This window comes from Vibrio sp. R10-SF1-ISO8 (assembly GCF_059833805.1).
In genome coordinates this window covers 463378-478542 of the sequence record NZ_JCBDHL010000019.1, presented here as the reverse complement: position 1 = coordinate 478542, position 15165 = coordinate 463378, and the positions used below count along the sequence as shown (strand labels likewise).

At 44.0% G+C, this 15165-nt stretch carries 12 protein-coding genes; 5 read left to right on the top strand and 7 right to left on the bottom strand.

Annotation, left to right across the window (positions count from 1 at the left end; all coding sequences use genetic code 11):
- Window positions 1–73: 73 nt before the first annotated feature.
- Window positions 74–2551, bottom strand: coding sequence for a bifunctional diguanylate cyclase/phosphodiesterase (locus AC6R00_RS17100; RefSeq protein WP_500641296.1), 2478 nt, complete (start codon window positions 2549–2551; stop codon window positions 74–76).
- Between the two features lie 205 nt (window positions 2552–2756).
- Here AC6R00_RS17100 and AC6R00_RS17095 point away from each other — a divergent pair, with 205 nt between their 5' ends.
- From AC6R00_RS17095 to AC6R00_RS17085, 3 genes are all read left to right on the top strand, one after another.
- Window positions 2757–3689, top strand: coding sequence for an endonuclease/exonuclease/phosphatase family protein (locus tag AC6R00_RS17095; RefSeq protein ID WP_500641295.1), 933 nt, complete (start codon window positions 2757–2759; stop codon window positions 3687–3689).
- A gap of 73 nt (window positions 3690–3762) precedes the next feature.
- The gene (locus AC6R00_RS17090; protein WP_500641294.1) at window positions 3763–4131 is read left to right on the top strand and encodes a VOC family protein; all 369 of its coding nucleotides are present in this window, start codon (window positions 3763–3765) and stop codon (window positions 4129–4131) included.
- Window positions 4132–4207: 76 nt separating this feature from the next.
- Window positions 4208–4354, top strand: coding sequence for a hypothetical protein (locus AC6R00_RS17085; RefSeq protein ID WP_500641293.1), 147 nt, complete (start codon window positions 4208–4210; stop codon window positions 4352–4354).
- Between the two features lie 54 nt (window positions 4355–4408).
- Here AC6R00_RS17085 and AC6R00_RS17080 read toward each other — a convergent pair whose 3' ends face one another.
- The 5 genes from AC6R00_RS17080 to AC6R00_RS17060 all read right to left on the bottom strand — a co-directional run bounded on the left by AC6R00_RS17080 (window position 4409) and on the right by AC6R00_RS17060 (window position 9608).
- Window positions 4409–5809, bottom strand: coding sequence for a class II fumarate hydratase (locus AC6R00_RS17080; protein WP_500641444.1), 1401 nt, complete (start codon window positions 5807–5809; stop codon window positions 4409–4411).
- 17 nt (window positions 5810–5826) lie between these two features.
- Complete coding sequence (locus AC6R00_RS17075) at window positions 5827–6207, bottom strand: hypothetical protein (RefSeq protein WP_171320846.1); 381 nt, start codon at window positions 6205–6207, stop codon at window positions 5827–5829.
- Between the two features lie 171 nt (window positions 6208–6378).
- Window positions 6379–7236 carry a glutathione-dependent disulfide-bond oxidoreductase gene (yghU, locus tag AC6R00_RS17070; protein ID WP_500641292.1) on the bottom strand — a complete coding sequence of 286 codons (858 nt, stop codon included), beginning with the start codon at window positions 7234–7236 and terminating at the stop codon, window positions 6379–6381.
- Between the two features lie 174 nt (window positions 7237–7410).
- Window positions 7411–8061: an HAD family hydrolase gene (locus AC6R00_RS17065; RefSeq protein WP_500641291.1), complete on the bottom strand. Its 651-nt coding sequence runs from the start codon at window positions 8059–8061 to the stop codon at window positions 7411–7413.
- Window positions 8062–8210: 149 nt separating this feature from the next.
- Window positions 8211–9608 carry an alpha-amylase family protein gene (locus tag AC6R00_RS17060; RefSeq protein WP_500641290.1) on the bottom strand — a complete coding sequence of 466 codons (1398 nt, stop codon included), beginning with the start codon at window positions 9606–9608 and terminating at the stop codon, window positions 8211–8213.
- Between the two features lie 264 nt (window positions 9609–9872).
- Here AC6R00_RS17060 and AC6R00_RS17055 point away from each other — a divergent pair, with 264 nt between their 5' ends.
- Both AC6R00_RS17055 and AC6R00_RS17050 read left to right on the top strand, forming a co-directional pair.
- Complete coding sequence (locus AC6R00_RS17055; RefSeq protein WP_500641289.1) at window positions 9873–11531, top strand: ABC transporter substrate-binding protein; 1659 nt, start codon at window positions 9873–9875, stop codon at window positions 11529–11531.
- Window positions 11532–11801: 270 nt separating this feature from the next.
- Entirely contained in the window at window positions 11802–12680 is an 879-nt protein-coding gene (locus tag AC6R00_RS17050; RefSeq protein ID WP_500641288.1) for an NAD(P)-dependent oxidoreductase, read from the top strand.
- Window positions 12681–12918: 238 nt separating this feature from the next.
- On the opposite strand, the gene katG is transcribed toward AC6R00_RS17050, so the two are convergent.
- Window positions 12919–15096 (bottom strand): catalase/peroxidase HPI, encoded by a 2178-nt coding sequence (gene katG / locus AC6R00_RS17045; protein WP_500641287.1) that lies wholly within the window; start codon window positions 15094–15096, stop codon window positions 12919–12921.
- Window positions 15097–15165: the final 69 nt, after the last annotated feature.

Here is a 15165-nt window from a genome sequence, read left to right as displayed (position 1 = left end):
TGAAGGAGGTCCTACAAATGTTAGCGACTTTTTAGCGAGATTTGTAACCTCAGTGTCAACAAAATTACGTGAACTATAACTCAGTATACTTTTCTGCCAATTGTGCAATGGGCATTGGCCTTTCAATAAGGTAGCCCTGCAAAATATCGCATCCATATTCGATCAGTACGGCTTTCTGCGCTTCAGTCTCCACGCCTTCAGCAACAACCCTCATCTTGGCGGACTGCGCGATAGCGAGAATGGCTTTGACCAAAGAGTCACTTCGTTCAGAGCTCAGCATCTTATCGACAAAGACTCGGTCAATTTTGAGTTCGTCCAACGGTAGGTTACTCAAATAACTCAAAGATGAATAACCGGTACCAAAGTCATCAAGAGAAATCGTAAAGCCGAGCTCTTTTATCTGATTAATAATAGGAGTCACTTTAGGTAGGTCGCTGATTAACACATTTTCCGTTATCTCTAACGTGATTCGACTGCTTGGTAAGTTGTTAGTTTCTATAGCTTTTATCAGTTGGCTGATGAAGGCCTTATCCATTAACTGCATTGGGGAGATGTTAATCGATAGGGTAGAGTTGTACTCTGGAGATGGAAAGACACGGGTAAACTCTTCACAGGCTTTGTTTAGTACGAACTCTCCGATCTGACCTATGAGTCCGATCTCTTCGGCGAGTGAAATAAACTCTAATGGAGACACATTTCCAAGTTGTGGGTTATACCAGCGCAGTAGGCTTTCAACGCCATGCAGCTCACCCGTTTGGGCGTTGACCTGAGGTTGATAGCTGACGGTCAGCTCGTCACGTTCGATGGCTTCTCTTAATTCTCTCTCAAGCAAGAAATCGTACTGCACCTGTTTATTGATGGAGCTGTCGAAGAACAGAACATCGCCTTTTTGACGTGCCTTAGATTTATAGAGAACGATATCGGCCTTTGAAATCAAATCCTCAGGCTCCTCTCCATCTGATGGATACATGGAGACGCCAATAGAGCAGCTGGCAAAAATAACCTTACCATCGATAACAAACTGTTGTTTAAACACGTTTTTTATCTTGTCGACTTTCGATTCGGTTTCAGAAAGGTTTTTCAGCTTAGAGAAACAGAAGATAAACTCATCGCCACCAAAGCGAGCGACGAAGTCATTTGGACCTAAGAACTCATCAAACTTCTTACCGATCTCGCTGAGTAACTTGTCGCCGGCACTGTGTCCGTATAAGTCATTCACTTTCTTAAAGTCGTCTAGATCAACAAACATCACTGCTAATTGACAACATGCCTTTTCGGAAAGTTGAATACCTTGTCGAATATTGTTGTGAAGTTGGGCTCGGTTAGGCAGTCCGGTTAACTCGTCGTGACTTGCCATGTATTCGAGTTTGTCCTTGGTATCTTGTAAATCATCAAAATCGCGGTTAATTCTTTTTTCAAATCGCTTGAATCGATTAGCGATAAGTCTGCTAAGCACTAAAGACAAAGCAGCGACAACGAATATCGTGAATCCACCAATTACGAGCATTTGCTGTAGTGTTGCTTTTTGTTCTTGTTCAGCTTGTTGAGCACGGCTGGCCAAATATTGATTGTTTAGTTCGTTATAAATACCTGCACCGATTGTCCACCCCCAGTTTTCATCTTTGACGACGTAACTGGTTTTAGAGTAGTTAGAGATATTAGAAGGGCCAACAGGCGCGATGTATTTCACAATGCCCTTGTTGGTTTCCATGATACGCTTCGCGCCTTCTTTAACTTCTTCACTACCAATATCAAAGATGCTTTTGCCAATTAACGACTGATCTAAATGAGAGAGAACTTGACCGTTCTCATCAACGACAAAGACATAGCCGTGCTCACCAAATCTTAAGTTTTTTAACCATTCGAGCGAAGTCGCTTTGATGTCATTTTCCACGTCGACAACATAGTCACCCGTACCAATAAACCAATCATAGGGTGCAAAATATTTACCGAACCCAATTTTTTCAAACTCATGATTCTTGTTATTGGGTTTTACAAACCACCAGCGATAAAAGTCTTCGCCCTTAGCTTTAACTTGTTCGCCCATTTCTCGGACAATGTAGCTACCGCGTACGTCTCTGAAATCCCATAAAGACGTCCCTTCCACTCTAGGGAGCAGAGGGTGCATAACATTGAGGCCTTCTGTCTTATAGATAAAGAAGTAGCCGCGTCCGTTATTGAAGCGAATATCTCTTAAGGCGTCAGTGATGAGCTTAGTGACTTGTTTTTCAGGGAGTTGTTTGTTGTTTTCGTAGATGCGAGTGGCGATAGCGTGTGCTTCGTAGATTCGTTCTTTAATCGTACTTTCTAGTTGTTGTTCTGTTTGGTCACGGGCGAACTCAATTTGCTGTGTGACGTACTCTACGCGGTTGGTCAATTCGACAAGCTGTCTTTGCTCATAGTCGTGTTGGAGTGAAGCGAGGTCTTCTTGAGAGCTTAGGATGGTGTCTCTAACGGTAAACGATACCCATAATAGGGTAAAAAAAGCAACGATTGTAGCGGGAGCATAGGTGATAAGATTGATTAGTTTTTTGTCCGTTAGCTTACTCATATCACTCCTTGAGAGGGTTAGCTCTGTTCGATAAGTATAGCGTTATTGATTTTATAGTTTCATTCACATTCTCCAATATTATTGATTGTTATCGAAATTTGAGAGTTGGCTATAACAAACTCGCTGCTTAAGATTGAGACAATCTAGAGAAAACTACCCGTTGTAGACCATACTTACTAAACCTTATCTTCTAGAGTGAGCATCGGTGAGAAGAGCAGTTATTTGGTTTATTGTGTTTATTCCAGCACTGGCTTGGGTGAGTCTGTCTTTCTACGAATCAACGTGGTGGATAGAAAACATTGTCGCTTTTCCGGCTATTTTCCTGCTCGTTTATTGGCTAATGAGTGTCGCTTTTTGTTTCAGCAGGCAATGGCTACAAGCGGGTGTTTGCTTAGTCATTTCTAGCGTGTTCTTTCTACTGACACCTAAGTCGATTCGTGTGCTTACTACCAATTGCGTCAACCCAATCACAGTGACTCAATTTAACCTTTACTACGAGAACGACAATGTAAATGGGTTCATTAATTATTTGCTCGCCAATCCAAGTGATTTGGTGGTTCTCCAAGAGGTGGCTCCGGAAATAGGTGAGAAGCTTAAAACCCTTGATGACGTTTACCCTTATTACTATGGCGGTCAAGAGGGAATAGGTTATCCATCGAGTCAGATGGTGTTAAGTCGCTCACCACTAAAAGATATGTCGGTTTTTCTCACGCCTGATGAACAAGCGATTATTCGTGGGACATGGCACCCAAACAAACATCCTAATATTACGCTTATGGTGGCGCACCCCACCTCCCCGAGGACCAAAGAGCTATGGTATCGACGCAATGCCATTATCCGTACTATTGAGTCCTTAAATCAGTTGTATATCAGTGACGAAGTGTTGGTTGTCGGTGACTTTAACCTCTCTTCTGTGAGCCTTCGATTTGGAAAAATGTTCCCTAGTTTTCAAACCGCCCCAGTCGCGAGTTGGCCAAATTGGGTGGATCAACTTCAAACCCCGGATTTTACTATGATTGCGATCGATCATTTATGGCTAAAGTCGAGTCAAAGTGGCAGAAGGATCTGTGAGCGTAGGAGTGTAGAAAAGCCGAATGGTTCCGATCATAAGATGGTCGTGACGAAAATTGGTTATTGATATCGATTCTCACTTACAAACAGAGTATGCTTGCTCACCTAATTGTTTTTTGCCAAGGGAAAGGGTGCTCACTATGAGTAATTTAGCCATCACAGAAATCAAATCGTTTATTCCAAGTAAAGACTTCGATGAGTCACAACGATTTTATCAGGCTCTGGGCTTTGAGGTCGCTTCAGTTTTTGGTGATGTTGCTTATTTAAGGCGTGAAGGCCACGCTTTTCTGCTGCAAAACTACTATAACGTTGAGCATGCAGAAAACACCATGATGCACATACTGGTTGAGGACGCGAATAGCTGGTTTAGTCATGTTAAAGACTCGCAGATAGAGCAAAACTTTAGTTGTAAAGTGACTGAGTTGATTGAGCAGCCGTGGGGAATGCTGGAGTTCTGCGTAATTGATCCATCAGGCGTATTGTGGAGAATTGCACAAAATATTCGCTAATTTTATATCAGTTGAAGTCAAGCAGAGCTAGCTATAGAATTGCCGCTCCTTTCACATCTCATTTGTTTGAGGACATATGAACAGTGCACAAGTTGCGGCGCCATTCTCGCAAGCAGCCGTTTCACCTAAGCGTGAAGTGATGCTAAGAGAGTTTTTGGCGTTAGCAAAAATGGCATCGGCGATTGCCTTACCATTTTTGCTGTTGTCTCTGGCTTGGATTTAGTCTAGAGCACACAACACAAGGATGTGTGCTTTCTGTTTTGACCGACCAAATACGCTATTCAGCGACACCACCTTTGGTCAACTTCGTTGGGTTCAACAAACGTTCTAGTGTTGCACGATCTAAATCGGTTTCACGTTCAGCAACATCAATAATCGCTTCACCTTCTTTGTAGGCCTTTTTCGCAATCTCTGCTGCTTTCAGGTAGCCAATCACTGGGTTTAAGGCTGTCACCAGAATTGGATTTTTCGCCAATGCGATTTCGAGGTTGTCTTCGCGGACCTTAAATGTGGCGATTGCCTTATCTGCTAGTGCAGTTGCGCTGTTAGCGAGTAGCTCAATGCTCTCCAGTACGTTGTGAGCAATCACTGGTAGCATAACGTTAAGCTGAAAGTTTCCTGACTGACCGGCCACCGTGATTGTCGTGTCGTTACCAATTACTTGAGCCGCTGCCATTGCTGTTGCTTCTGGAATTACAGGGTTAACTTTTCCTGGCATGATTGATGAACCAGGCTGAAGACCTTGCAGTTCAATTTCACCTAAACCTGCCAGTGGGCCAGAGTTCATCCAGCGTAGATCGTTAGCAATCTTCATTGTTGCTACCGCGGCCGTTTTTAACTGACCTGAAAGCGCAACAACGGCATCTTGGCTGCTGAGGTTGTAGAAGAAATTCTCGCTAGAAGCAAAATCAATACGCGTCGCTTGGGCGAGATTGTCTGCAAACTTAGCCGCGAATCTAGGGTCAGCGTTAATACCTGTGCCAACAGCCGTACCACCTTGCGCTAAGGCTTTGACTGCAAGCAGAGAGTGTTCAATGCCAGTTTTCGCTTGTTCTATTTGGAACTGCCAGCCACCTAATTCTTGGTCGAATGTAATTGGCATCGCATCCATCAAATGCGTTCGGCCAGTTTTAACACTGTCGCCAACTTCAGCTCGCTTATCGTTTAGCACTTTAGATAGATGGTTTAACGCTGGGATAAGCTGCGTTTCTATCGCTAATACCGAGCTAATTTGGATTGCAGTAGGAACAACGTCGTTACTGCTTTGCCCCATGTTAACGTGGTCGTTAGGATTCACATCGCCACCAAGTAATTTTGAGGCGAGCGTTGCGATCACTTCATTAGCATTCATGTTTGAACTGGTGCCAGACCCTGTCTGATAGACATCGATAGGGAAGTGCCCCATGTGCTCACCATCAATGATGGTTTGTGCTGCATCTGCGATAGCCTGTGCGATATCACCTTCTAGTAGTCCTAGTTGGGCATTGGTCAAAGCGGCGGTTTGCTTAATGTAGGCCAGTGCTTTAATAAAGCCTTCTGGCATCACATGTTTGCTGAAGTGAAAGTTATCAACAGCACGCTGAGTTTGAGCTTGGTATAGAGCATTAAGAGGTACTTTTACCTCTCCCATACTGTCTTTCTCGGTACGAAATTCTTGTGCAGTAGGGCGTTGAGTCATCATTGGGTCCTTTTGAATTAGTCTAATGGCGCTTGTATGCGCTGTAATTGTTGTTTTAGGTGTAAAAACTGAACGTCACCATCTTCCCATTGATAGTAGTAGCGTTTTAGGCACATCAATGGGGTATGGATAGAGTCTAGGCAGACTCGACGAAAAATTCGGCTGCGTATTGGATCTTGAATTGCATCAAGCAGATGAAAATAGAGCTGGCGCAGGAAAAGCTCACACAGAAGTGGGTTTTCATTGTTCGCTCCAGACTCATATTGGGATGCCAACAACATACCCCAATGTATGTAGTCATGAATGACATCAGGTTCAAACCCACACTGAGTATAACGATCAAGAAATCGATCCTGAGATTTGTAGAATGCGTTATAAAGTAGCTGTTGATTATCCATATGCACCTCAACTTAATGTAATGATAATTATTATCAATTAAATTTGTCGAATCAACCCTTAGTTTTGTGGTTGATTTCGATTGTGAGGGTTAGGACTGAATAGTTAGGTATCTATAAAATAAAAGCCCCACTAAATATTTAGTAGGGCTTTATGGATTGTATTGATTAGGGTTAAGGTTTTAGTGCCAGTACTTTATCAATATCTTCAGCACTGTGACGTTCAGGAACTTGCTCCCAATCCTCACCCCAAGAACGGTTAACAATGCGACCGCGCTGCACAGCTTCTCGGGCTTCAATTTGCTCTGCCCAGCGTTTCAAGTTTTTGTAGCTATCAACGTCTAGGAATTCTGCGGCATCATAGGTCTTACCTAACACTAGGTTGCCATACCAAGGCCAGATTGCGATATCAGCGATACTGTACTCTTCACCGGCGATAAAGGTGTTGTTTGCCAGTTGTTTATCAAGAACATCTAACTGACGTTTTGCTTCCATGGCAAAGCGATTGATCGGGTATTCGAACTTCTCTGGGGCATAAGCATAGAAGTGACCAAATCCGCCACCTAGATAAGGAGCAGAGCCTTGAAGCCAGAATAACCAGTTCATGACTTGAGTTTTAGCCGCAATATCACTTGGAAGAAAGTGACCGAATTTCTCTGCGAGATAGAGCAAGATATTGCCTGACTCAAACACATTAATCGGTGCATCGCCCGATTGGTCAACTAATGCGGGAATTTTTGAGTTTGGGTTTATCTCTACGAAGCCAGAGCCAAACTGGTCGCCCTCGCCAATCTTAATTAAGTATGCATCGTACTCAGCCTCTGTCACGCCAAGTGCAAGCAACTCTTCGAGCATGATTGTGACTTTCTGACCATTCGGAGTACCCATAGAGTGGAGCTGGATAGGGTGCTGACCAACAGGTAACGCTTTCTCATGACGAGCACCAGAATCAGGACGGTTGATACTCGCCCATTGGCCGCCGTTCTCGTCATCCATTTTCCATACTTTTGGTGGTACGTATTGGTTTGTCATTGTTATTCCTTATTCAGATTGTTATCCGGCAATAATAAACATTGGGATACATAAGTCGGATAAAAAGCCCTTAAGGAATTTTTTATTAGAACAACTGGTTATTGAAAATTGGGAAAGGATATAAGGGATTACTAATAAACAAACAGGCTTAGTTGGTCTAAGCCTGGATGGCGATTAGTGATCTGCTTTTAAATAAGCAAGGACATCAATTAAGGAAGGCTGGATCTGATGACCCAATGCGGCGACCTCTTCGCAAGGCTCAACAAGATCGGGGATTTGGAATGTCGTCATATGAGCTGCGACGGCACTGCGAACGCCATTATTGGAGTCTTCAAATGCAAGGCAGTGTTCTGGCTGTACATCTAGGCGCTCAGCTGCAAGTAAGTAAATTTCTGGGTCAGGTTTACCGTGTATGACCTCACAGCCGCAAGTCAAATTATCAAAATACTTAGACAAACCAGCGAGTTCGAGTTTAATCGTAGCGACTTCACGATGAGTGGAGGTCGCCACTGCAGTTGGAACATTGTTGCTTTTCAACCACTCTAGTAGCTCAACAACACCATCTTTTACCGGTATTGCCTGATGCTTGACGATGGCATCGTAATTTATGCGCCATTCTGCATGCAGCCTATCAAGATCGTCACCATATGCTTGGCGAAGAATCAGATCAATGCCCGCAGAGTTTCTACCGATGATTGATAGATACACGTCTTCATAGAAAGGGAGATTGACATTTTCACAGGCTTGCTTAAACACACGCATACAAACGCGTTCAGTGTCGAGTAATAGCCCATCCATATCAAAGATGGCAGCTTGAAATTTCATAGGTACGACTTAATCCATAACAGTGTGGTCAGACATTCTTACACACAAAATAATTATAGTAAAAGCCAAGGTTTAGGATAGCGGTCTTAGGTGTCTAGAGGTTAGTTCAAAGGCCTAAGCGATGATTAGGCCTTTGAGATGGTGTACTGCTACAGCTTCCACATTCTAGCGGTGCGTGCGGGTACAGTAAATTGGTGGTAACGTGAGTTAACTGTTGTCGTATCTGAGCTTAAGACATCTTTATACGCAACGTGCCAGTTAAACTCATTCTGGTAGGTATCAACAGTGATTGTTTTACTTTCACCACATTTATTGATTCCGACAACCCCTTCTTTGCCACGCTTGAACAGCAAGGTACATTGATCACTGTGTAGCATGGTCATTGATTTACCTTGCATCGCATTGTGGAATTTGAGCATGTTGATCATGGTTGAATCTTTCCAAACATCTGCCCATCGTCCATTATCTTTATCTTCGCTGTCAGGCAGTTCATCACTGTAGATAAGAGGCGTTCCCCCATCTTTGCCTAGAATGTAGGCGTAGGCGAGTTTTTCGTCGGTAGGGTCCATAATTTGGTAACGGAAACCATCATTCGTCGGGATATCGTGGGTGATAGTAAAGGTAATCGCGCGTGCATCTTCTAATGCTTGACCATACGCCTGCGGATCATGCAGTTGGTTTAGCCCACCACCAAAAGAGAAAGCACCTCGAATAGAAGCAAACAGTGGGAAATCGTATGCAGCATGATTGGTGTTGTTAAGGTATGGGGCTAAGAATGCTTCGTAACCGGAATCACCTTTGCCGCCACTAGTAATCACCTCACCAAACACGTGCATTCCGGATGTAATGTCAGAAGAGAAAATTTGATCGATCTGATATTGGCTCATATGTTTAACCGCATCAATACGGAAGCCTTTGATACCCATCGACTTTAGCGCTTTAAGGTAACTTTTTTGTTGTGATACAACCCAGTTGTTCGGATCTAAGTCTGGTAGACCGGTATCACCATCCGCGCCACATAGTCGCCAGTACTGAACGTGACCTGGATCGTTCCAGTTAGTGATACATCCTGCAGGGTGAAAGTCTGATGCTGAGAACAGGTTTTGGCTCAAATCACCAAACAGTTTTTGATTTGCGTAATAACTAGCGCGAGATGAGTAGTCATTTAATACGTCGGTACCAGGGTAATTGAGGTCGCTGCGTTTCCAAGATTCATTCGCCATGTGATTCAGAACGACGTCAGCATAGACATCAACACCTTGCGCTTTAAGAGCCGCAATCATAGCCTCTAGGTCTTGTTTGTTCCCTAGCGGTGAGTCGATAACACGGAGGTCTTGTGGTTGATAGCGTGCCCACCATTGAGTCCCACTTGACTTCATTGCTGGTGAAATCAACACTTTCTTATAACCGTTGGCAGCAATTTGTTGTGCATTCTGAGTGACATCGTAGTATTTCCAATTGAATGCATGAAGTATTGCCTCGGCACTGGCAACTTGAGGAATACAGAGTGCAGCTGTGGCAGCGAATATTGATGTTATTTTTTTCATAGGGTTTTCTCGTTATTGATATTCACAATAATGATATTTTTGCCGCTCTCTATTTGTAGCGATTAAATGTAAACCCGGAATTGTGCTCACGCTCTGTAGGGGTCAAATTTATAAAATACATACCAAGGTAGCATTTATGATCGGGTGAATGGCATCAATGCAATTTGATTTTTCTCCAGCAAAGATTGGCAAGAGGAAAGTTATATGTTTTCATTTGACCCGCAACATTATGCAATTGAATTTATTAAACTTATTGGATAACCATTGAGCGACGCGAACTTACGTAGACTCCAGCAGCTACTATTAAAATATGAACCTGATAAGGTTTACCACTTGGCGATCGAAGAGTTGGAGAACGCTTTTTCAACCTCGCGTAGAAATACGTCAAACATCATTAAAAGTTTGTCTGAACTGGGGTGGATCTGTTGGATTCCTTCGAAAGGCAGGGGCAATTTGAGCCAGCTGCAAATCAAAGTGACGCTATGTTGTGTGCTAGAAAAGTTATTTGTTGCAGAGCTTGAACATGGCCGTTTTTCGAACATTACTCGGATGATGGAACTCTTCGGAGAAACTGCCGTTAAAGCGCTAACGTTAGCCACTGAAAAACAAAATCAACTCAATGAGGAGTGTGGAAATTTACTGATCACTCAATACCCTTGGGTTGATAAATTACAACCAGCTAAAACTTATAGATTGCCCGAACTACAAATTCTACGCAGTATATACAACACCTTACTTGTGCAGGACAAAGAAGGAAAAATTCAAGCTGGGCTAGCACACTGTTGGCAGCTAGAAGGGCGATCCATACATCTTTGGTTAAGGCCAGAGGTCGTATGTCACAACGGTAAAAGATTAGAAGTCACTCATGTTGTGGATTGCTTAAATCAACTCATGTCGATAGATGGGCCTGTTAAATACCTATTTGAGCAAGTTTGTGACATCAAGGTGGTGAGTCGAAACCAACTGACGATTGAGCTTTGTCAATCAAATCCGCTTTTTCTATATATCTTATGTCTACCTCATACCTCGATATACAGTGAGGATAAAGCTGAGTTCGCGAATGGGTTAAGTGTAAACGTAGGGACTGGACCATTTTTCGTCAAAGAGTGGGACAGCGAGCGCTTGGTTTTAAAACGGCATGGTAAGTACTATGGGCATAGTGCGCTACTTGATCAAATTACGCTGACGGAAGCTTCAGAGTTACAAGATTACAATTTGAGCTTTAATCGTAAAGAAGGTGTGGTGGAAGAGAGTATGATCAATGCTCTTTCTTACTTAGCGATCAATTATCGAAATGGCGCTGAAATTACCCAAGCGACCATTAAAAAGCTTATTGATTATGTGCAGAGCCAACGAAAGCTTTTTGACTCCGATTTAGTCGTTGATGACCTAAGTTTTTCGCAATATGAGCACAAGATAATGCAGGCGGTACCACCTCGATTAGAAGGGCACCTAGTAATCACCAAGCCTAAACTAACGATTCCGCTGTTAAAGAAAACGGTCGCTTGGCTGAAAGATGTCATTGAGAAAACGGGTGTCACAGTGGATATAAAAACACTTGAAGATATCAGTGACCCCGGCGCGATGAGAGATCAGGCTGATATCTTGTTCATAGAGGAAATTATCGAGCAACCTCAAGATTTTGGGCTATATGATTGGCTACTTGCCTCATCAGGATTGAGGTTTATTTATAATGATGAAGCAATGCAAAAACACTGTGAAGCTGTTAAGAAGGCAGTAAGTCACCAAAACCCATACCAAGCGTTGAAAGAAATTGAGCAATCTTTATATCGCCACCAACAGTTATTGCCATTATTTCATGGGAAAGAAAAGGTGACATGCAGTGTGGAAGTTCAAGGCGTTGAAATAAGCAAAGGCGGCTACAGCGACTTCTACAATCTTTGGATTAATAAAAATACTTGATAGAAAACATGCACTATTCTTCCTAATTCCTTTCATGTTTTTTCTTGTCGAAGATAGTTAGTATCAGACTCGCGTCCATTACTGCCATGACGCCGCGCGCCATCCCCCCAATGGCGCGTTTTTGTCTCTACACCTTTCTTATTAACGTTTGTACACCTCAACCAAAGTTCGATACTTCTACAATGGCTTGCTGAAAAAGTTTTTAGTCAAACAAACGGCTAATGTTTAGTAGACTATCTCTCTAACTATAAAATTCAAAAGGAGATAGGGATGAGTCAGCAGAAAGTAGCCTTTATTGGTTTAGGTGTGATGGGCTATCCAATGGCTGGGTTTTTAAGTAGAGCAGGCTATGAAACTAAGGTATTCAATCGTACCAAAGCTAAAGCAGAGCAATGGGCTAATGATTACCAAGGCACAGCGTGTGAGACGCCAAAACAAGCCGCACAGGATAGTGACATTGTATTCGTCTGCGTGGGTAACGATGATGACGTGCGCAGTGTTATCTACGGTGAAGATGGTGTACTTGCAGGGCTAAAGGAAGGGGCAGCCTTAATCGACCATACTACGACGTCCGCTGAACTAGCGGTGGAACTTGCCAAAGCGGCTCAAACCAATGGCAACCACTTTATTGATGCGCCAGTGTCGGGCGGCCAAGCAGGGGCTGAGAATGGTGTACTTACCATAATGTGTGGTGGTGAACAGGCTATATTTGATCAAGTTGCACCAGTGATGGATGTTTATGCCAAACAGATGACCTTGCTGGGTGAAAATGGTCAAGGCCAGCGCTGTAAAATGGTTAACCAGATTTGTATCGGTGGTATCTTGCAAGGCTTAAGTGAAGCGCTGTTACTTGCGCAGAAGTCAGGTTTAGATGTCGAGCAAGTCGTTGAAACATTAAAGCATGGTGCGGCAGGCTCGTGGCAGATGGAAAATCGTGCCGTGACAATGTCACAAGATAAGTTTGATTTTGGTTTTGCGATTGATTGGATGCGTAAGGACTTGGGCTTCTGTCTTAAAGAAGCAGAGCGCGTTGGGTTAGAGCTACCTTTAACTAAAAAGGTGGACGAACAATACGCCGAACTGCAGCAAGATGGCTTCGGGCGTATGGATACGTCGGTACTGATGAAAGCGGTAGCGAAACATCAGTAATAGATGAATAGTTCTTTGGTGTCAAACAACTTAAAGAAATCGAAGCCTTTCATAACCAACTCTCCTCACTGGTAACACTTACTTTATAGATTATGAGGCGTTATATGCGCCTCATTTCTTAATCTAGGTTACATCATTAAAACTAGTGCAACTTGGGCGATTTTTCCAAGCGATTAGCCGCTTTCAATAGTTCGTTTGTGCCTCCACTACTCGCTGAAGAGAGTGGAGGCGATTCAAGTTACTGTTTTAAATCGAAACGGTCTGCGTTCATGACCTTAGTCCATACATTGACAAAATCTTGAACAAACTTCTCTTTGTTATCGTCTTGTGCGTATACCTCGGCGTAAGCACGCAGGATTGAGTTAGAGCCAAATACTAAGTCAACGCGAGTTGCAGTCCACTTTTCTTCGCCGCTTGCACGTTCAACGATTGAGTACGAGTTGCGACCTGTTGGCTTCCACGTATAACGCATATCCGTCAAGTTGACGAAGAAGTCGTTTGTGAGTGTTCCAATCTTGTCTGTGAATACACCATGTTGAGTGTCTGAGTGGTTTGTGCCGAGTACTCGCATACCACCAATTAGTACTGTCATTTCAGGTGCAGTTAAACCCAACAGTTGAGCATGGTCTAGCATCAGTTCTTCAGGGCTGACAGCGTAGTGTTTCTTCTGCCAGTTTCTGAAGCCGTCAGCCACAGGCTCAAGCACCTCAAATGATTCGATATCAGTTTGTTCTGCTGTTGCGTCACCACGACCAGCAGCGAAAGGAACCGAAATATCCATGCCACCAGCTTTAGCCGCTTGCTCAATCCCGACGTTGCCAGCTAAAACAATGGTATCTGCAACGCTAATACCGAACTCATTCGCAATGCCTTCTACTATTGGTAACACTTTAGCCAGCTTCTCCGGCTCGTTACCTTGCCATTGGTTTTGAGGTGCAAGGCGAATACGTGCGCCGTTAGCACCGCCACGTTTATCAGAATTACGGAAAGTGCGTGCACTATCCCATGCCGTAGAGACCATCTCACTGATGCTTAAGCCACTTTGAGCGATTTTGGCTTTTACTGCCGCAACGTCATAGTCAGCTTTCCCTACTGGAACAGGGTCTTGCCAAATTAGTTCTTCAGCTGGAACGTCTGGACCAAAGTAGCGAGATTTTGGTCCCATATCGCGGTGAGTCAACTTGAACCATGCACGGGCAAAGGTTTCTGAGAAGTACTCTGGATCGTTGTGGAAACGCTCGGAAATTTTACGATAGTCAGGATCAAATCGTAGAGCCATGTCCGCGTCAGTCATGATCGGGTTATGACGAATACTTGGATCTTCTACATCGACTGGCTTATCGTGCTCTTCAATATGGGTTGGCTCCCATTGCCAAGCGCCCGCGGGGCTCTTTTGAAGCCACCAATCGTAATTCAGCAGCAAGTGGAAGTAGCCATTGTCCCATTGTGTAGGATTGGTTGTCCAAGCACCTTCGATACCACTTGTCACCGTATCGCGACCGACACCGCGAGAGGTATGGTTGTTCCATCCTAAGCCTTGCTCTTCTAACTCTGCACGCTCAGGCTCCGCACCTAGTTTTGACGCATCGCCGTTACCGTGTGCTTTTCCGACAGTATGTCCACCCGCTGTAAGGGCAACGGTTTCTTCATCGTTCATCCCCATACGTGCAAAAGTCACGCGCATGTCTTGGGCTGTTTTAAGTGGATCTGGGTTACCGTCGACACCTTCTGGATTGACGTAGATAAGTCCCATCATCACAGCTGCTAGTGGATTCTCTAAATCGCGTTCACCAGAATAACGACTATTATCTGAATCGCTGGTGGCTAGCCACTCTTGCTCTGCACCCCAGTAGATGTCCTTTTCTGGATGCCAGATATCTTCACGGCCGAAGGCAAAACCAAATGTCTCTAATCCCATTGATTCATAGGCCATGTTACCCGCAAGAATCATAAGATCAGCCCAGCTGATTTTGTTGCCATATTTTTGTTTGATTGGCCAAAGTAGGCGGCGAGCTTTATCAAGGTTACCGTTATCTGGCCAAGAGTTAAGAGGAGCAAAACGCTGATTACCTGTATCCGCGCCGCCGCGACCATCGCCAATGCGATACGTACCAGCAGAGTGCCATGCCATACGAATCATCAAGCCGCCGTAGTGTCCCCAGTCTGCAGGCCACCAATCTTGGCTGTCCGTCATCAATGCTTTCAGATCGTTTTTAAGCGCGTCTACATCCAGCTTTTTTAGTTGCTCTCGATAGTTAAAATCAGCGCCCAATGGATTAGTTTTTTGGTCGTGTTGATGAAGGATGTCGAGGTTAAGCGCATTTGGCCACCAAGCTACATTGGATGAATTTGAAGAGGTTGCGCCGCCGTGCATTACTGGGCACTGACCGCCATTGTTACCATTTTTGTGTTCCATGATTTTGCTCCTTAGTGTCGCGTACTTTCAACTGTCTGGTTGATTCTTGTTTTGTCGGTGACAGTCGAA